This is a genomic window from Nocardia sp. NRRL S-836, from assembly GCF_001279525.1.
GTDB lineage: Bacteria > Actinomycetota > Actinomycetes > Mycobacteriales > Pseudonocardiaceae > Lentzea.
In genome coordinates this window covers 1-17,869 of the sequence record NZ_LGDY01000134.1, presented here as the reverse complement: position 1 = coordinate 17,869, position 17,869 = coordinate 1, and the positions used below count along the sequence as shown (strand labels likewise).

The following is a 17,869-nucleotide window of genomic DNA, read 5'->3' as shown; positions in this document are numbered from 1 at the left end:
GTCACGTCACCACGACGGTGTGCGGCCAGCCTCCCATGGTGACCACCACCTCCACCGGAGTGTCGGGACAGCCGCTGATCCGACGTTGGTACACCACAGCCGCTACGACGAACGGGTCACCGCGCGCCGTGATGAAGCAGGTGTCCTCGCGAAACATCAGCACACAACCGCCGCCCGTGAGGGCGGCGGCGGAGAGAGCTGTGCCAGGGCAGTCGGCGAGGCAGGCACGGATCCAGTGCTCAGCCTCCTCGACCGGTATCGGGTCGTCCCGGACGAAGATTTCGGCGTTGTCCTTGACCGTCTGGTCGACCTCGCGGTGACAGGAGACGATCACTGACCCCGGCACGTCGTCGGCGGTGGAAACGAGCTCCGGATATCGCTCGACCGTTCCGTTGGCGCAGTCCTGGTCGAGTTGCACCGAGACCCGGTAGGAGGTGATCTCCTGCCCCTTCTTGACCTCCGGGAGTCTGACCGGTTTGGGACGAGGAGGCCTGGCCGGCATCGGCAGCTTCATCAGCTCGAACAGCACAGCGAGGGTTGCCTTGAGCCCCTCGCCAGGAAGCCCGAAGATCTCTGTCGTATAGGGCTTCCAAAGCGTCGGGTCGTGGTTGTCGATAGCTTGCTCGATCTGCGAGCGCAGCTCCGATCGGGTGCAGAGGTGCGGCAGGGCGGTGTGCAGGTCGTGCACGGGGGAGCCGGGGTCGAGCTCGGTTGCACCATCGGCGGCGAGCAGCACGGGGAGGCCGAGCGCCACCGCGTACGCGGTCACCGACCCGTGGTCACCGATGACCAGGTGAGCGGCGACGAGCGGTGCCTGCCAGGTGTTGTGGTCAATCAGCAGGAGACCGCTGTCGATCTCGTCGGCGAGTTGGGAACGGATCTCCACCTCGCTCTCTCCGTGCCACACGTTCGGGTGAAGCAACATCGCGACCACGTACTCGTCGGCGGGCAGTTGCGCGAGCAGGTGTCTGATCAGGTCCCGCTGTGCGCTGCGGAGCGCTGAGCACCGACCCCAGGTGGAGCTGAACACGATCAGTCGGCGTGAACCGGCCTTCAGCGACTGGCGGATCTGCGGTGCCAGCACCACGCTGGCGACCAGCTTGTCCAGAACCGGGTCGCCGATGACGACTGCCCGATCCCTCGCGCCCTCGAAGAGGCGCGAGCGCTGTTCCTCGTGGGACAGCCCGATCCTCGTCGCGAAAGCTCGGCCTTGGTAGGTGTGCTCGTACCGGGACAGTCCGACGGACGAGTCGTCTCTCGTGGATGCGAACCTCCGCCGGTTGTAACCCACTCCGTGCGGAATAACGAAAAGCGGCCCGCGAATTTTCGCGAGCCGCTTCGTGATGTACGCGGCGAGTACCGCGTCCCATGTGTGTTGGCGGGCTTCCTGCCACGTGAGCACATGCGCGCCCTCCGCCTCCAGGTACCTCGCCAGTGCCCTGGAGAACTTGGAGCCCGGCTCTACGACGAACTTGATCGCGATGCCCGACTCGGCCCTGAGGACGTGCAGCAGTTCTCTAACGCGGTCGAGTGAGGTGTATGTGCGCACCACGATCAGCAGGTGCTTCGTGACCTCGCGGGTCTCCTTCTCCATGTCCCTGTTGACCTGGTTGAAGGTGAACGTGCTGGTCAGGACGGACACGGCCATTCGAACGACGAGGAGGAGCCGCGTCGCCCAACGGCGGCGGGCCGGATCCCTCTCGGCAGGTCCGGGTGTGGCCACGGTGCCTCACTCACTCCTGGGCGACCCGGCATCGACCCGTTCTCGATCTTTGCCAGGCCGCAGTCAGCTACCATTCTCTCTCAGACATGTCAGAAAGCTACGTGGCACTTGGCGATGTAGCAACCTTTTGGAGGCGAACAGTGACTATGCCGGAGCTCAATCCGGTCGTGCAGCAGCGACGACTGCGAGCGGAGCTGCGGAAGGCGAGGGAGAGCGCGGGGCTCACGCAAGCGCAGGTGTCCGATGAGATGGACTGGTCGATCTCGAAGGTCATCCGGATCGAAACGGGCGCCGTTCGACTGTCCATAACCGACCTCAGAGGACTGCTGCAGCTGTACGGCGTCGAAGATCGAGATTCCATCGCCGAGCTGGTGGAGATGGGCAAGGCCAGCCGCAAGCGGGCCTGGTGGGACGACTACCGCGAGGTCCTGGGGGAGGGGATGATCAAATACATCGGCCTTGAGTCGTCGGCTTCTTTCATCCGTCAATTCCAGGACGACGTGCTACCCGGCCAGTTGCAGACTGCCGATTACGCACGCGCCATCCTGGACGTCTTCAACACCGACGCCGAGATGGCCGAGCAGAAGATGGAGGTGCGGATCAAACGGCAATCGGTTCTTGACCCTGTGGCCGGGATGAAGTTCGTCTTCATTCTTGAGGAGGCTGTGCTCCGTCGGCCATTCGGTGGACCGGAGGTGATGAAGGCGCAGCTGGAGCGGGTGCGTGAGATCGGTCGGCAGCCCAACGTCACCATCAACCTGTTGCCGTTTTCCGTAGGCGCGCACGCAGGGCTGCGTACCAGCTCCTTCGCCGTCCTGGAGTTCCCCGGCGATGATCAGGACCACGTGGCGGCGCTGGATCGCGCCGGCATCGGCCTGATTCTGCAGGACAACGTCGAAGAGGTGAGTCAGTTTGTCGAAGCATTCGTCCAGCTGGAGGAAATTTCCGTCCCGTTCGAGGAACTGGAGGTGGTGATCGACCGTGTGATCAGTGAGCTCGGCTGAATTCCAGATCGTCACTCAGTGCAGGTGGACGGAGCAGTCATGATCCCTCTGACGGAGGCTGATCGCGGCGCGGAAATCCCGATACGCTGAATGCGGTGTGGTCGCTTCGGTCGAGGGGGCTCGATGGCGGACGACGAACTGGTGTGGAGGACGAGCTCCTACAGCAACTCCGGCAACTGCGTCGAAGTGGCGTTTGCTGACGAATCCGTCTGGATACGCGACAGCTTCGACGGGAATGGACAAAAGCTCGCCATCCCGGTCGGAAACTGGACACGTTTTCTCGATCAGGTCCTGCGCAGCAGGTAGGTGTCCATGATCCACCCCTTGCGCGCACGGGCCTCTTCGCGCAGCTCCCGGATCCGCGGCGCGACGTCCCCGACCCGCCCGGACACGAGGATCTCGTCGGGCATCCCGAGGTACGCCCCCCAGTAGATCCACGTGTCGGGGTCGACGCCCTCGAAGGAGTACTTGGCGTCCAGCATCACGGCCACGTCGTCCACGTCCGCGGGCCAGCCCTCGGAGAGACGGCGCCCGGTGGTGATCTGCACCGGGCGGCTGACCTGGTTCAGCGCCACGCGGTGGCCCGCGGTCAGCGCTGCCACGGAGGTGACGCCGGGGATGACCTCGACGTCGAACTCCAGGCCGCGGGCGAGCAGGTCGTCCAGGATCGCGAGGGTCGAGTCGTAGAGCGAGGGGTCGCCCCACACCAGGAAGGCGCCGACCTCGTCGGGGCCGAGCTGGGCCAGGAGGCCGGCGCACACGTCGGCGCGGTCGCGGCGCCAGGCCTCGATCGTCTGCACGTAGTTGTCGGGGGTGCGGTCGCGGTCGGGGTCGCGGCCTTCGAGGACGCGGTACGGACCGGTCGCGTGGTCGGCCAGGATCGACTGGCGGAGGTCGACGAGCTCCTGTTTGACGGCGCCCTTGTCGAGCACGAAGAAGACGTCGACCGTCCGCAGCGCCTTGACCGCCTGCAGGGTGAGGTGGTCGGGGTTGCCCGCGCCGATGCCGATGACCAGGATCTTTCGCACGGCGACACCCTAGACCAGGCGTGTACGAGGCCTAGTCGGCCAGCACGTGCAGGATGCGCACGGGCTTCTTCGGTGCGCCGTCGAGGGTTCCGTCGGGCTGCGGCACGATGCCGGCCCGCACGATGCGGTCCAGCGTCTCCATGCCGGACGTCACGTGGCCCAGCACCGTGTAGACCGGCTTGATGTTCGCGAACGAGTGCACGATGAAGAACTCGCTGCCGTTCGTGCCCGGTCCCTGGTTGCCGTACGCGATGGTGCCGCGCGGGTAGGTCTCCTGGCCGGTCACCTCGTCCGCGAAGCGGTAGCCGGGGCCGCCCTCCTCGGCGCGGTAGATGTCACCGCACTGCAGCACGCCCAGCCGCGCCGTGTCCGTGAGCCGCCAGCACTGCGTCATCGTGTAGAACCAGTTCCGCGCCAGGTGGGCGAAGTTCTCCACGCCGCACGGGGCGTTGGCGCGGTCCAGCTTCGCGACCACCACGCCGTAGTTCGTGACGATGGTGACCTTCACGGTGCCCTTGGCGCGCACGGTCGCCGACGGTGGCTGGACCGGGCGGGCGGCCGGGTTCTCCGGCGTCGGGATGAACTCGCACCGCGTGGTCGGCGGTGCGGCGTGGGCGGTGGCGGGTGCGAGGACGACCATCATCAGGACCGCGAGCAGTAGCCTCATGAGGGCCGACCGTAGTCGCGGCAAAACCCCTTGTCAGCATCAGACGCCGATGGTGTCGCGGTGCTGCTCCGGTGCGGTGCGGCGGCGGGGCTTGCGTTCCAGCCACCACTGCGAGATCAGCAGCGGCACGACCCAGCCCACCCACGTGCTGATGCCGGCGATCGTCTGCGGCAGGTGCTCCTCCGGGACGCGGCCGTCCAGGGCGAGCACCGCCACCACGCCCCAGATCCGGTTCGAGATGATCGACACGGTCAGGGTGAAGCTGCGGATCATCCACTTGCGGTGGTCGCGGAACTCACGCCGGCGGGCCGTGCGCCAGCCGAGCCAGGTGAACGACAGCCACAGCGCGGCCATCAGCACGTTGCTGCTCCAGGCGACCGGCCCGAACGGGGTCATGACGCCGAGGACGAACGCGGACACACCGGCCGGCAGCACGCCGCCCCACACGTAGACGCGGCCCAACCTGCGGTGCCACACCGGGAAACGGCCGCGGAACCACGGCCAGATCTGCGGCACGCAGGTCAGGATGGCCACGGACGCGAAGACGACGTGCACCACCAGGAACGGGTAGTGCGGGCCCCAGTCCGACTGCACGCGCGCGGCCGCCCGGTCCCCTGTCAGGTACGGCGGCAGCGAGAACGCCACGAACGCCAGCACGATGAACGCCAACGGTCCCACCCAAGGTTTTCTCACCATGCCGACACCGTCCCAAGCGCCGCTGACCGATCGCGCACCGCTCGCTGACGTGACCCGCTGACACCTCGCTGACACGCCCTGTCAGGGTGCTGTGAGCGCCGGTCGGCATGGTCGGTGCCATGAAGTCGACAAGCCTGGTCGCCGCGGCGGCGCTCGTGCTCCTCCTGGCACCGGACGCGCAGGCGGCGTCGTGCAGCGGGCGGGGGTGCAACGGCAAGGACCCCGTCCAGGCCGGGTGCAGCGCCGGTTCCACGGTCGCCGACACCGCGCCGATGTTCACCTCGGGCACCGCCGAGCTGCGCTGGTCGCCGACCTGCAAGACCAACTGGGTGCGGGTCGTGAACTACGCGGGCGGGCAGAGCGCCCTGCGCATCACCGTGTGGACGGGCGACGACCGCGTCGGCTTCCCGGCACCGGGAACTCCGGGCACGCACTGGGGAAACATGGTCCACGCGCCGGGATGCGCCCGCGGCGAGGTCCTCTACGTCGACTCCGACGGCGGCCACCACACCGCCCGGCTCGCGTCCAGCGACTGCTGAGGGGGCGCGCCATGACCGGCTACATCACCGACTGACGGACATCGGGGTACGGGGCCGCGCACAACCACTTCGAGGTCCGCGGGATCTTCGGATGAGTGAGGGGAAGTTCATGCACGTCAAGAGGATGATCTCAGGAGCCGCCGGGCTCGCGATCGGGCTGGGCCTGCTGGTGATCGGCGGGCCGCAGGCCTCCGCCGCCACCAACTTCGAGATGCCGTTCCCATGTGGACAGACGTGGTCGGGCCAGACCAGGACCGACCACAGCCCGCAGCTCGCGGTCGACCTGAACCGCAGCGCCGACGAGGGTGACGCCGTCGTCGCGTCCGCGTCCGGCACGGTCTCCAAGGTCCGCAACGAGGGCAGCACCAGCTACGGCCGGTGGATCGAGATCGACCACGGCAGCGGCTGGACCACGCGCTACGCCCACCTCTCCGCACAGCGGGTGTCGGTCGGCCAGAGCGTCTCGCAGGGCCAGACCATCGGCAACGTCGGCAACACCGGTGGCTCGACCGGTGCGCACCTGCACTACGAGCAGCTGCTGAACGGCTCGCCGCAGCGCGTCAAGTGGAGCGGGTCGACGATCCTGTACTACGGGACACAGAGCTACAAGTCGAAGAACAAGTGTGGCGGCGGTGGCACCACCAACCCGTACACCCCGGAAGAGGCGTGCGGTGACGGCTACAAGGTGATCGACGGCGCGAACGTCACCGGTGCCCGCGTCTCCCTGCTGTACAACGCCTCCAACGGCTACAACTGCGTGGTCGCCATCAAGACCACGAAGATCGGCACGGCGTCCGACGTCGGCGCGTTCCTGGAGGTGCAGGGTTCGGCCCGCACGACCGACCGCGACGACTACGGCTACTACGCCGGTCCGGTCAAGAAGAAGGCGGCCGGCAAGTGCGTGAAGTGGGGCGGCATGGTCGGTTCGTCCAGCTACACCAGCGCTTTCGAGCACTGCGGCTGAGTCCGCGGTGTGATGGGGAACGCGATCCGGTGACGCACCGCTAGCCGATCACGCTCTCCAGCAGGTCGTCCCTGCGCAGACCGGGTGTGCCGAGCAGTTCGGCCGCCCGGTCCGCGTGCGTTTCCGGGTCCACCTTCGCCAGCGTGCGGTGCGCGGCGCCCATGCCGTACCGGTCACCGGTCGCGCCGGTGATCTTCAGGCAGGCCTGCGCGTCCCGCACCGCCGCGACCGGATTTCCCTGCGCCAGCAGCACTTCCGCGCGGCACAGCAGCGCCTGCCACTCGTCGTTGTGCTCACCGGTCTGCCGGCACAGCTCGACGCACTCGTCCAGCGCGGCCTTCGCCGCGTCCAGATCGCCCAGCTTGAAGTGCGCCTGTCCCAGCGATGCCAGCGCGTAGGCGGTGCCGGCCGCGTCCTGCGTGGCGTGCGCCAGGCTTTCGGTCGCCGCTTCCAGCGCCCTGGCGTGGTCACCGGCCACCAGGTGCACCTGGGCCAGGGCGTGCAACGGAACCCGTTGCGCGCCAACCGGTCCGTGCGCGGCGGTCAGCTCGACGGCGGCAAGCAGCGTCTCCTCGGCCAGCTTCAGCTCACCCAGCTCCCGCTGGAGGGTGCCGATCCCCGTGAGCGCCCTGCCCTGCCCGAACGGGTCGTCGCCGCGGGCGTCGAGCACCTCTTCGAGCTGCGCGAGGGCCGTCTCGAACGCCCCGGTCCGCCGGTTGACCGCCGAGAGCACGAGCAACGCGGTCTGCCGCGCCTGGCCGGTGCCGACGGTGTCCGCCGCCTGCCGCGCGATCTGCCCGAGCTCCACCAGGTCCGCGACCCGGTCCTGCTTGACCAGGTGCGGGTACAGCATGTGCGCGATGGCGAGCGCGTGCCCGGCCAGCGGGTCGCCGGCCACCGACCGCGCGGCCGCCAGCAGGTTCTCCGCCTCGTCCGTCAGCCACCGCAGCGGTTCGTCGATGTCCGCGGCGGAAGCGTCGGTGAGCGCGCCGAACGCGTGCGGCCGCAGCTTGCGCAACGCCGCGGTCAGCGTCTCGCGGTAGTGGACCAGCGCCCGTTCCACGGCCTCCTGCCGCTCGCCGTCCGCCTGCTCGGCGCCGAAGAGCCGCAACAGGTCGTGCACCCGGTAGCGCTCGGCACCGCACGGTTCGACGAGCTTGGCGTCCACCAGCGCGTCCAGCACGCGGTCCACATCGGACCGGCCGAGCAGCGCCCGTGCCACGTCCTCGCTGACCGTCGGCACGTTCAGGCAGCACAGCAACGTGAACGCGCGGGTCGCGCTGTCCGCGAGGCCCTCGAAGCTCAGCTGGAAGCTCGACCGCACCCCGAGGTCGTCGAAGTGCAGCTCGTCCAGGCGGTGCCGCTGGTCGGCGAGCCGCCGCGCCAGCGTCCGCGTGGTCCAGTCCGGCCGGCTGCGCAACCGCGCCGCGGCGATCGTCAACGCCAGCGGCAGGTGGTCGCAGGCACGGGCGACCTGCCTCGCCGCCTCGCCGTCGTCGCCCAGCAGCCGCAGCGCGTCGGCCTCCGGCAACGGGTCCAGCCGCACGTGCCGCGCGCCGAGCGTCGCGAGCATGCGGCGGCTGGTGATCAGCACCGTGCTGCCCGCGTCACCGGGCAGCAGCGGGCCGACCTGGGCGGCGTCGACCGCGTTGTCCAGCACCACCAGCACCTTGCGCCGCGCCAGCGCCGACCGGTAGAGCGCGGCGGCCTCCGACGGGTCGGTCGGCACGGCGAGCGGCGGCGTGCCCAGCGCGCGCAGGAACCGGCGGACCACCTCGGCCGGCGACTGCGGCGAACGGCCGGGCGTCGCGCCGTGCAGGTCCGCGTACAGCTGGCCGTCGGGGAACCGCCCGGCCAGCTCGTGCGCCGCCCGCAGGACCAGCGCGCTCTTGCCCTGCCCGCCGGGGCCGTGCACGGCGATCACGGACTCGGTGGCACCGGTGATGAGCGCGATCTCCGCGCCGCGGCCGACGAAGTGCTCCGGCGCCTTGGGCAGCTCACGGGGAACCGCGGGCAGGTCGCCGCGCAGGATCGCCGTGTGCAGGTCCTTGAGCTCCTGGCCGGGGTCGAGGCCGAGCTCGTCCGCCAGGTGGCGGCGGCCCTCCTCGTAGACCCGCAGCGCGTCCGCCTGGCGGCCACCGCGGTGCAGGGCGACCATCAGCGCGCCGCGCAGGCGTTCCCTGGTCGGGTGGCGGGCGACGTACCCGGTCAGCTCGCCGATCACCTCCAGGTGCCGGCCGTCGGCGACCTTCTGCTCGACACTGCGCTCGACCGCGGCGAGCCGTTCCTCCTCCAGTTGGGCGGCGAGCTGGGTGTCGGTCGTGAGCTCCGCGAGCGCCGGCCCGCGCCAGTGGCCCAGCGCCTCGTCGGGGTCCGCCGCCGTGCGGAACCGGTGCAGGTCGAGGCTGCCGGCCGGGATGTCGAGCCGGTAGCCCTGGCGCGACCACCGCAGCTCGACGCCCGGCAGGTCCTTCAACGCCCGCCGCAGCTGCGACACGTGCACCTGCACGGCCTTGCGCGCGCTCGCGGGCGGGTCGCCGTCCCACAGCACCGACATGAGGTGGTCGACGCTCACGGTCTGCCCGGCGTGCAGGAGCAGCAGCGCGAGGACCTGGCGGGGCTGGCCGGCCGGAACGCGGACGTCCCGCTGCCCGTGCGTGACGAGTAGCGGTCCCAGCACCCCGAACCGGACACCGTCCACGGCACTCACGATATCCGCTGCCCCGAACCGGTTCATAACACTGTTGCGAGACGGCCGGGATGGACTCACGGCACCAGTCCCGCGGTCGCATCGCGGGCACCCGGCACATCCGGACGGTGCCAGGTGGACAGGTCCGATTGTCCGCTGGACAACGCGCGGGTGATAACGACATCGCGGTGTCGGTGGTGGACGGTGGCACGCGGACGAAGAACGCGAAGCCGCACCACGGTGAGGAAATCGGGGGGAAGCCGGGAAGTGGCCGTCCGGCGGCCGTGGCGGGCCGCACCGGCGACCACACAGGATTTCGAAACCGTTGAAGTGTTCGCGGCGGCGTGCGTTCGGGCAGAAGTTCGAGAACGACGTGCACCGGCCGCTGTCCGCGCACCGCATTCGAGCAACGGTCAACGACGGAGGTTTACCGGTCCGCGGGGAACACTCGGCGGACATCGGGAGTCCCACTCCCGTGCTCCCACGAACAACCTGGACCCGTCGACGCGGATTGCCGACTGACCCGCTGATCAGGAATGTGGCGGGGTGGCGCTCCGGGGTCGCGTTGCGCCTCTCGGGTGTCCGCCATCAGGTGCAGGACGCGATCACGGTCACGATCCCGTTGCGGAAAGGTGCCCGAATCACGGCCGGGCGGGGAAAAGTCGTGCGAAAATCGTTCGCGGAGCACCCGTGGGCGAGGATCGGCGGCACACCCGGGTATCACCGTGGTGGTGGTGTCGCCGGTGGAGCTCGTGGGCGGATTGGGTGAGGTGCACCACCCGGCTGCCGCAGCGGTGGCCGGATTTCTTTCACGGGAAACAGAACACGGATTTGCGGTAACGTCGGTTCCGTATTAGCAGGTCACCTCATTGGAGTAACGACGGTGCCGCGATGATGGCGAGTCGGGCATCATCACTGGCTCGACCATGTCGCAGAACGAGGGGTCTCGTGTGACCATCTTCCGTGCCGGCCGGACCGGAGCGTGGTGGATGTACCTGGTGGCAGGTCACCTGCTGCTGGGCGTCTACTACCTGATTCCGGTGAGTCCCGCGGGCACAACGGGACAGACGGTGCGGGTGGCGCTCTACTGCACGATCTCCGCCTCGGCCGCGCTCGCGACGTTCGCCGGTGTGCGGCGCAACCGTCCGCAGTGGAGACGGCCGTGGCTGTTCCTCGCGCTGAGCCAGGTCGTGTACGCGATGGCGGACCTGACGTTCTACGCGTCGCACTACATGTTCGGCTACACGGTCTACCCCTCGTACGCCGACGTCCTCTACCTGGGCCACTACCCGCTGATGGTCGCGGGCGTGATCCTGCTGATCCGCCGCCGCACGCCGGGGCTGGACCTGCCGAGCCTGCTCGACGCCGCGGTGCTCGCGGTGGTGGCGGGCATGGCGTCCTGGCTCTACGTCATCGGCCCGCAGGCCCGGCTCACGTCACCGGCGCTGGTCAAGATCGCCGCGCTCGGCTACCCGATGATGGACCTCGCGCTGTTCGTCGTGGCGCTGCGGCTGATCTTCGGCGCCGGGCCGCGGCCGCGCGCGTTCGTGCTGCTGACGGCGAACCTGCTGGGCATCCTCACCGCGGACACCATCTACGTCCTGCAGCGCCTGGACGGCACCTACCAGGCGGGCAACTTCCTCGACGCCATCTGGCTGTCGGCGAACCTCTGCATGGGGGCTGCCGCGCTGCACCCGACGATGGCCAGGCTCGTCGACCGCGCGCACATGAAGGACGTCGGCCTGAGCCGCGGCCGGATCGTCGCGCTGTCGTCGGCCGCGCTGGCCGCGCCGGTGCTGATGCTCGTGCACGACGTCGGCCAGTCGTCGCAGGACGTCGTGGTGATCGCGGCGGGCAGCGCGCTGCTGTCGCTGCTGATCATCGCCCGCCTGGCCGGCCTGGTCGCCGACCAGCGCAAGCTCGCGATCACCGACAGCCTCACCGGCCTGCACACCCGCCGGTTCTTCGAGGCGCAGCTGCCGCTGGAGATCTCGCGGGCCCGGCGCAACGACGGCTCGGTCGCGGTGTTCATCATCGACGTCGACCGGTTCAAGTCGATCAACGACAACTACGGCCACCCGGCCGGTGACGACGTGCTGATGGAGGTCGCCGCCCGGCTGCGCGCCGCGTCGCGGTCCGGTGAGGTGCTCGCGCGCTACGGCGGCGAGGAGTTCGCCCTGCTCGTGCCGGAGGCGGGCCCCGGCAGGCTGTCGGTGATCGCCAACCGGCTGCGGGAACGCGTTGCGGAGAAACCGATCCCGGTCAACGCGGGCAACGACGACATCCCGCTGTCGGTCACGGTGTCGGTCGGCTCGGCCAGCTTCCCGACGCACGGCGACGGCCCCGACGACATCGTGGTGATCGCGGACCGCGCGCTGTACGCGGCGAAGGCGGCCGGGCGCAACCGGATCGCGGTCGGACCGGAACCGCTGCCCGCGGTCGACCCGGACACCGACGGCGCGATGGCGGAGTTCCTCTGCCAGGTGGCCGACCGGGTGGACGGGTGGCTGCACCGCTACGACCACAGCCGGTCGGTCTCCCGCTGGGCCGGGGTGGCCGCCGGTGAGTTCGGTCTCGACGCGCCCACGACCAGGGTGGCGCAGCTGGCCGGCCGGCTGCACGACATCGGCAAGATCATCATTCCGGAGGTCGTGCTGACCAAGCCGGGCGCGCTGTCCGAGGAGGAGTGGCGGCTGCTGCGCCAGCACCCGGACTTCGGCTACCGGCTCGCGCGGATGGTGCCGGGGTTCGCCGGTGTGGCGCACGTGATCAGGCAGCAGCACGAGCGCTACGACGGCAGCGGTTACCCCGACGGGCTGAAGGGCGCGGACATCAGGGCGGAGGCGCGGATCCTGTCCGTGTGCGTCGCTTGGGCCGCCATGCGGTCGAACCGTCCACATCAGACCGCGATGGACGAGAACCGGGCACGGCGCGAACTTTGGTCCGGACGCGGCGAACAGTTCGATCCGGATGTAGTGGACATGTTCCTCGACCTGCACGCGCAGGGGAGCATCGGAATGTTGCGTCCGTCTGGTTTGTCCGTTCAGGAGGCTGGTTTTCCGGCCGAGTTCAGACCTTGATCACCCGGTGATGGCATGCTGCGCGCATGAGCACGGAGTACGCCATCCCCGCAGAGGTCCCGAGCCCCCAACGGCCGGAACCACCGGGTGGTCCGGTGGCGCGCTGGCTGCTCGCCGACCGGGTGGCGCCCAGCGGACCGGCGACGCCCTCGGCCCACGCGAAGCCGCACCCGTGGTGGAAGGTCATGACGCTGACCGGCGTCGACTACTTCTCCACGCTGTCGTACCTGCCCGGCATCGCGGCGCTCGCGGCGGGCGCGCTGTCGCCGCTGGCCACGCTGCTGATCGTCGCGCTGACGTTGCTCGGCATGCTGCCGATGTACCGGCGGGTGGCCAGGGAGAGCCCGTACGGGCAGGGCTCGGTCGCGATGCTGGAGGACCTGCTGCCGTTCTGGCGGGGCAAGATCTTCGTGCTGGTGCTGCTCGGTTTCGTGGCGACGTCGTGGATCATCACGATCACGCTGTCCGCCGCCGACGCCTCGGTGCACGCGCTGGAGAACCCGTACGTGCCGGAGGCGCTGCACGGCCACCAGCTCGCGCTCACGATCGTGCTGCTGCTGGTCCTCGGCGGGGTGTTCCTGCTGGGCTTCAGCGAGGCCGTGGGCGTCGCGATCCCGCTGGTGGCGGTGTTCCTCGCCCTGAACGCCGTCGTGGCCGTGGTGGGCCTGGTGGACGTGTTCGCGACGCCGGACGCGCTGCAGCGGTGGGTCGACGCGCTCGGGGCGGGCGGCAACGGCGTGTTCGGCGTGATCGGGCCGGCGGTCCTCGCGTTCCCGCTGCTCGTGCTCGGCCTGTCCGGTTTCGAGACCGGTGTCTCGATGATGCCGCTGGTCGCCGCGTCCGGGAAGACGCCGCGGGAGCAGCTGGACAGCCGGGTGCGCAACACCCGCAAGCTGCTCACGACCGCCGCGCTGATCATGTCCGTGTACCTGGTCGCGACGTCGTTCATCACGACCGTGCTGGTGCCGCAGGACAAGTTCGCGCCGGGCGGCCCCGCCAACGGCCGTGCGCTGGCCTACCTCGCGCACGAGCTGCTCGGTGAGGGGTTCGGGACGGTCTACGACATCAGCAGCATCCTGATCCTGTGGTTCGCGGGCGCGTCGGCGATGGCGGGCCTGATCAACATCGTGCCGCGCTACCTGCCGTCCTACGGCATGGCGCCGGAGTGGGGCCGCGCGGTGCGGCCGGTGGTGATCGTCTACACGGTCATCTGCGTCATCATCACGATCATCTTCAACGCCGACGTCAACGCCCAGGCCGGCGCCTACGCCACCGGCATCCTCGCGATGATGGTGTCCGGGTCGTTCGCGGTGACGGTCTCGGCGTGGCGCAAGAAGCAGCGCGGCGCGGCCATCGGGTTCACCGTGCTGACGCTGGTGCTGCTCTACGCGCTGGTGGAGAACGTGATCGAGAAGCCGGACGGCATCGCGATCTCGGCCGGGTTCATCCTCGGCATCGTGGTGATCTCGCTGGTGTCGCGGGTGTCGCGCACGACGGAGCTGCGCGTCGAGCAGATCAAGTTCGACGAGAACGCGCGTCGCTTCATCACCGACACGATCGCGAACGACGGCCAGATCACGTTGATCGCCAACCGCCGCCAGGCCGGTGACAAGGCGGAGTACGACGAGAAGGAGACCGAGCAGCGCGGCATCAACCCGGTGCCCGGCTCCGCGGACGTGATCTTCCTGGAGATCGACATCGTGGACCCGTCGGCGTTCACGAACGTGCTGTGCGTGCGCGGTGTCGAGGTGGAGGGGCACCGGGTGCTGCGGGCCTCCGCCCCGGCCGCGCCGAACGCCATCGCCGCGATCCTGCTGGCGTTGCGCGACTCGACCGGGGTGATCCCGCACGCGCACTTCGAGTGGTCGGAGGGCAACCCGCTCGGCCACCTGTTCCGGTACCTGATCCTCGGGCGCGGGGACACCCCTCCGGTCGTGCGCGAGATCATCCGGTCGGCCGAGTCGGATCCGGCTCGACGGCCCCGCATCCACGTCGGGTAGCTGGCAGACTCGTCCCTGCACGTCCGACGTTCAGGGGGAGGACGCTCACATGTGGTTCCGCAAGCTGTTCCTCGCTTTCTGCGCACTCGTCACGGTCGCCGCGGCAACCGTTCCCGCGGCGGCACGTGAACCCGCCGAGCTGCGCCCCGTGCGCTCCTGCGCCGACCTGCGGCGCGAGTTCGCCGTGCCCCACGCACGGACCGAGGTCACGTCCGCCGCCGTCGTGGCGGGCGCACCGGAGTTCTGCGACGTGCGCGGCACGATCGAACCGGACATCGGCTTCCGGCTGAAGCTGCCGACCACGACCTACCGCGGCCGGTACGTCCAGTACGGGTGTGGCGGTTTCTGCGGTGTGGTGGCGGATCCGGCCTTCCCGCAGGGCTGTGGGCCGGCCTTCGGTGACGCGGCGGTCGCCGCCACCGACGACGGGCACCAGGTCGCGCCGGACAACCCCTTCGACACGACCTGGGCCCGTGCCGACCAGCAGGCGCGTGACGACTACTTCTTCCGCGCACCGCACGTGCTGGGCGAGGTGTCGAAGACGATCATCGCCGCGTTCTACGGCAAGGCACCGAAAACCTCCTACTTCACCGGCTGCTCCAACGGCGGCCGCGAAGCCCTGCTGCTGGCGCAGCGGTACCCGCACGACTTCGACGGCATCGTCGCGGCGGCGCCGGCCCAGTACTACGGCGCGCTGATCGGCTACCAGGCCTGGATCGCGCGCAACACCATCCCGAACGACAAGATCCTCGTCCTGCACGCCGCCGTGATGGCCGCGTGCGACGGCCTCGACGGCTTGGCGGACGGCCAGATCGACGACCCGCGGCTGTGCGCGTTCGACCCGGCCACGCTGGCGGGACAGCTGACCGACGACGAGATCGCGCGGGTGAAACGCCTCTACGCCGGTCCGGCCGACCGGGGCATCCGGCTCTACCCCGGCGGGCAGGCCTACGGGTCGGAGCTCTCGTGGACGTTCTGGCTCAACCCCACGCCGGAGCTCGGCGCCGGGATCGCGGCCGGCCTGGCGGACAACGGGCTGAAGCACCTCGTCTACCCGATCGGGCAGCCGCACTCGTCGCTGGCGGCGTTCGAGTTCACCGTCCGCGAGTTCCACCGCGTCGCGCGGGAGACGGTGAAGGCCAACGCGATGTCGCTGGACCTGCGCGAGTTCCGGCGCTCCGGCGGCAAACTGGTCATCTGGCACGGCGCCGGAGACCAGGGCATCCCGTTCGAGGGCACGCTGGACTACTGGCAGCGCCTCACCGGCGGGCGTTCCCAGGACTGGGCAAGGCTGTTCGTGGTGCCGTCGATGTGGCACTGCCAGGGCGGCGACACGCTGACGGAGTTCGAGCCGTTGCGCGAGCTGGTGTCCTGGGTGGAGGGTGGCAGGGCACCGGACAAGGTGATCGCCACGGGCCGTGCGCCCGACGGCACCGTCACCCGCACCCGTCCGGTGTTCCCGTACCCGTTGCGTGCCAAGTACGACGGCACCGGCAGCATCGACGACGCCGCGAACTTCGTCGCCGCGCCGGGGTTCCGCTTCCAGGACCGGATCCGGTGGGCCGGTGAGGGCCTCTACCGGTCCGGACCCGTTGCGCCTTAACGGAATTTTTTGATCGCTGCCCGCAACGCGCTGTCCGTGCTGACGGTCGCCTGGTGGCCCGCGTCGCTCACGAACACGAGCTCGGCGTCGGGCCACCCCTGGGCGACCGCCCACGCGTTCTCCGGCGGCCCGCCGAAGTCGAGCCGCCCGTGGATCAGCACGCCCGGGATGCCGTGCAGCCGGTGGAGGTTGTCCAGGACGTGGTTCGGTGGCAGGAAAGCCTCGTTGCCCCAGTAGTGCGTGACGATCCGTGCGATCGTGTACGAGGTGAGCGGGTCCGCGTACCTCGTGCCGGTGAAGTCGTTGTCACCGCCGGACATGAGCGCCAGGTCCCACTTGTTCCAGTCGTGCGCGGCTTTCGCCCGTGTCTGAGGATCGCTGGAGTTGAGCAGCTTGTTGTACGCCACGGCCAGGTTGCCGTCGCGGTCCTCCTCGGGCACACCCCGCTGGAACTCCGCGAACAGGTCGGGAAAGAACAACCGCGCGCCCCGCGTGAGCCACGCGTGCTCCTCCGGCCGTGACGTGGTGACAGCGCTGATGATCAGCTCGCTGACCCGGTGCGGGTGCCGCACCGCGTAGGCGAGCATGAGCGTCGACCCCCACGAGGCCCCGGCGATCAGCCACTTCTCGATGCCGAGGTGCTCGCGCAGCTTCTCGGCGTCGTCGATGAGGTGCTGGGTCGTGTTGTGCTCCATGCTGGTGGCCGGATCACCCGCGTGCGGCGTGCTCTTGCCGCACCCGCGCTGGTCCCACAGCACGAGCCGCCAGTGACCGGGGTCGAAGTCCTCGCGCCACCGCGGGTTCAGCCCGCTGCCCGGCCCGCCGTGGAACACGACCGCCGGCTTGCCGCCGGGGTCTCCGCTGACCTCGTAGTGGATGCGCTGCCCGTCACCGACGTCGAGCCACCCCTCCTCGTGGCTCACCGGAACCTCGCGATGGCGCCGGCGATCGCCAGGTCCATGCTGTTGCCGTCCTTGGCCTGGTGCCCCGCGTCGTCCAAGATCACCAGCTCCGCGTCCGGCCACCCCTTGGCGACCTCCCACGCGGTCTGCAACGGCCCGCCGAAGTCGTGCCGCCCGTGGATCAGCACACCGGGGATGCCGTGCAGCCGGTGGAGGTTACCGATGATCTCGTCCGGTTCGAGGAACGCCTCGTTGCCCCAGTAGTGCGTGACGATCCGCGCGATCGTGTACCGGAAGTGCGGGTCCTCGTACGGGGTGCCGGTGAAGTCGTTGTCGCCACCGGTGATCGTGGCGAGGTCCCACCTGTTCCAGTCGACGGCCGCCTTCTCGCGGACCGCCGGGTCCGGCGAGTTGAGCAGCCGGTTGTAGGCGAGAGCGAGGTTTCCGTCGCGGTCCTCCTCCGGAACCCCTTCCTGGAACTTCTCGAAGTGGTCGGGGAAGAACAGCGCGAGCCCACGCGTGATCCACGTGTGCTCCCGCGGCCGTGACGTGGTGACGGCGGCGATGATGATCTCGCTGACCCGGTGCGGGTGCTGCTCGGCGTAGGCGAGGACCAGCGTCGACCCCCAGGAACCGCCGATCAGCAGCCACTTCTCGATGCCGAGGTGCTCGCGCAGCTTCTCGGCGTCGTCGATGAGGTGCCGGGTCGTGTTGTGCTCCATGCTCGTGGCCGGGTCGCCGGCGTGCGGGGTGCTCTTGCCGCAGCCGCGTTGGTGCCAGACCACGAGTTTCCAGTGGGCCGGGTCGAAGTCGCGGCGCCAGCGGGTGGCGTTCGAGGGGGCGCCGGGGCCGCCGTGGAAGAGGACGGCGGGTTTGCCGGATGGGTTGCCGCTCACCTCCCAGTGGATGTGGTTGTTGTCGCCTACGGGGAGGAGGCCTTCGGCGTAGGGGGTGGAGGTGGGGTGCATGGGGGG

14 protein-coding genes are annotated in these 17,869 nt (G+C 69.5%); 7 read left to right on the top strand and 7 right to left on the bottom strand.

Features of this window, described 5'->3' with window-relative positions:
- Position 1: 1 nt before the first annotated feature.
- Positions 2-1,402: a hypothetical protein gene (locus ADL03_RS36900; protein WP_157529623.1), complete on the bottom strand. Its 1,401-nt coding sequence runs from the start codon at positions 1,400-1,402 to the stop codon at positions 2-4.
- A 467-nt stretch (positions 1,403-1,869) separates the two neighbouring features.
- Here ADL03_RS36900 and ADL03_RS36895 point away from each other — a divergent pair, with 467 nt between their 5' ends.
- Together ADL03_RS36895 and ADL03_RS46140 are read left to right on the top strand one after the other, a co-directional pair.
- Positions 1,870-2,727 (top strand): helix-turn-helix transcriptional regulator, encoded by an 858-nt coding sequence (locus ADL03_RS36895; RefSeq protein WP_053738265.1) that lies wholly within the window; start codon positions 1,870-1,872, stop codon positions 2,725-2,727.
- A gap of 123 nt (positions 2,728-2,850) precedes the next feature.
- Positions 2,851-3,033: a DUF397 domain-containing protein gene (locus ADL03_RS46140; RefSeq protein WP_157529622.1), complete on the top strand. Its 183-nt coding sequence runs from the start codon at positions 2,851-2,853 to the stop codon at positions 3,031-3,033.
- Here the strand turns inward: ADL03_RS46140 and cobF are convergent.
- The 3 genes from cobF to ADL03_RS36880 are packed head-to-tail and all read right to left on the bottom strand — an operon-like array spanning position 3,012 to position 5,118.
- A complete protein-coding gene (cobF, locus tag ADL03_RS36890; RefSeq protein ID WP_053738264.1) occupies positions 3,012-3,755 on the bottom strand; it encodes a precorrin-6A synthase (deacetylating) in 744 nt (247 codons plus the stop codon). The genes ADL03_RS46140 and cobF overlap by 22 nt on opposite strands.
- Positions 3,756-3,786: 31 nt before the next feature.
- Positions 3,787-4,422: a peptidylprolyl isomerase gene (locus ADL03_RS36885; RefSeq protein WP_053738263.1), complete on the bottom strand. Its 636-nt coding sequence runs from the start codon at positions 4,420-4,422 to the stop codon at positions 3,787-3,789.
- Positions 4,423-4,461: 39 nt separating this feature from the next.
- Entirely contained in the window at positions 4,462-5,118 is a 657-nt protein-coding gene (locus ADL03_RS36880; RefSeq protein ID WP_053738262.1) for a DUF2306 domain-containing protein, read from the bottom strand.
- 119 nt (positions 5,119-5,237) lie between these two features.
- On the opposite strand from ADL03_RS36880, the gene ADL03_RS36875 reads away from it, so the two are divergent.
- Together ADL03_RS36875 and ADL03_RS36870 are read left to right on the top strand one after the other, a co-directional pair.
- Complete coding sequence (locus tag ADL03_RS36875; RefSeq protein ID WP_197288972.1) at positions 5,238-5,657, top strand: DUF2690 domain-containing protein; 420 nt, start codon at positions 5,238-5,240, stop codon at positions 5,655-5,657.
- Positions 5,658-5,748: 91 nt separating this feature from the next.
- A complete protein-coding gene (locus ADL03_RS36870; RefSeq protein ID WP_197288971.1) occupies positions 5,749-6,621 on the top strand; it encodes a M23 family metallopeptidase in 873 nt (290 codons plus the stop codon).
- 40 nt (positions 6,622-6,661) lie between these two features.
- On the opposite strand, the gene ADL03_RS36865 is transcribed toward ADL03_RS36870, so the two are convergent.
- Entirely contained in the window at positions 6,662-9,322 is a 2,661-nt protein-coding gene (locus ADL03_RS36865) for a BTAD domain-containing putative transcriptional regulator (protein WP_053738259.1), read from the bottom strand.
- Positions 9,323-10,260: 938 nt separating this feature from the next.
- On the opposite strand from ADL03_RS36865, the gene ADL03_RS36860 reads away from it, so the two are divergent.
- The 3 genes from ADL03_RS36860 to ADL03_RS36850 are packed head-to-tail and all read left to right on the top strand — an operon-like array spanning position 10,261 to position 15,993.
- On the top strand, positions 10,261-12,390 hold the full coding sequence (locus tag ADL03_RS36860; RefSeq protein WP_197288970.1) for a diguanylate cyclase: 2,130 nt from the start codon (positions 10,261-10,263) through the stop codon (positions 12,388-12,390).
- A gap of 26 nt (positions 12,391-12,416) precedes the next feature.
- Positions 12,417-14,390: a hypothetical protein gene (locus ADL03_RS36855; RefSeq protein WP_053738257.1), complete on the top strand. Its 1,974-nt coding sequence runs from the start codon at positions 12,417-12,419 to the stop codon at positions 14,388-14,390.
- A gap of 49 nt (positions 14,391-14,439) precedes the next feature.
- Positions 14,440-15,993 (top strand): tannase/feruloyl esterase family alpha/beta hydrolase, encoded by a 1,554-nt coding sequence (locus ADL03_RS36850; protein ID WP_053738256.1) that lies wholly within the window; start codon positions 14,440-14,442, stop codon positions 15,991-15,993.
- Here the strand turns inward: ADL03_RS36850 and pip (ADL03_RS36845) are convergent.
- Positions 15,990-16,916, bottom strand: coding sequence for a prolyl aminopeptidase (gene pip / locus ADL03_RS36845; protein ID WP_053738255.1), 927 nt, complete (start codon positions 16,914-16,916; stop codon positions 15,990-15,992). The genes ADL03_RS36850 and pip (ADL03_RS36845) overlap by 4 nt on opposite strands.
- A partial coding sequence (gene pip, locus ADL03_RS36840; protein WP_369809059.1) for a prolyl aminopeptidase occupies positions 16,913-17,869 on the bottom strand: 957 nt, incomplete at its 5' end. The genes pip (ADL03_RS36845) and pip (ADL03_RS36840), both read right to left, overlap by 4 nt.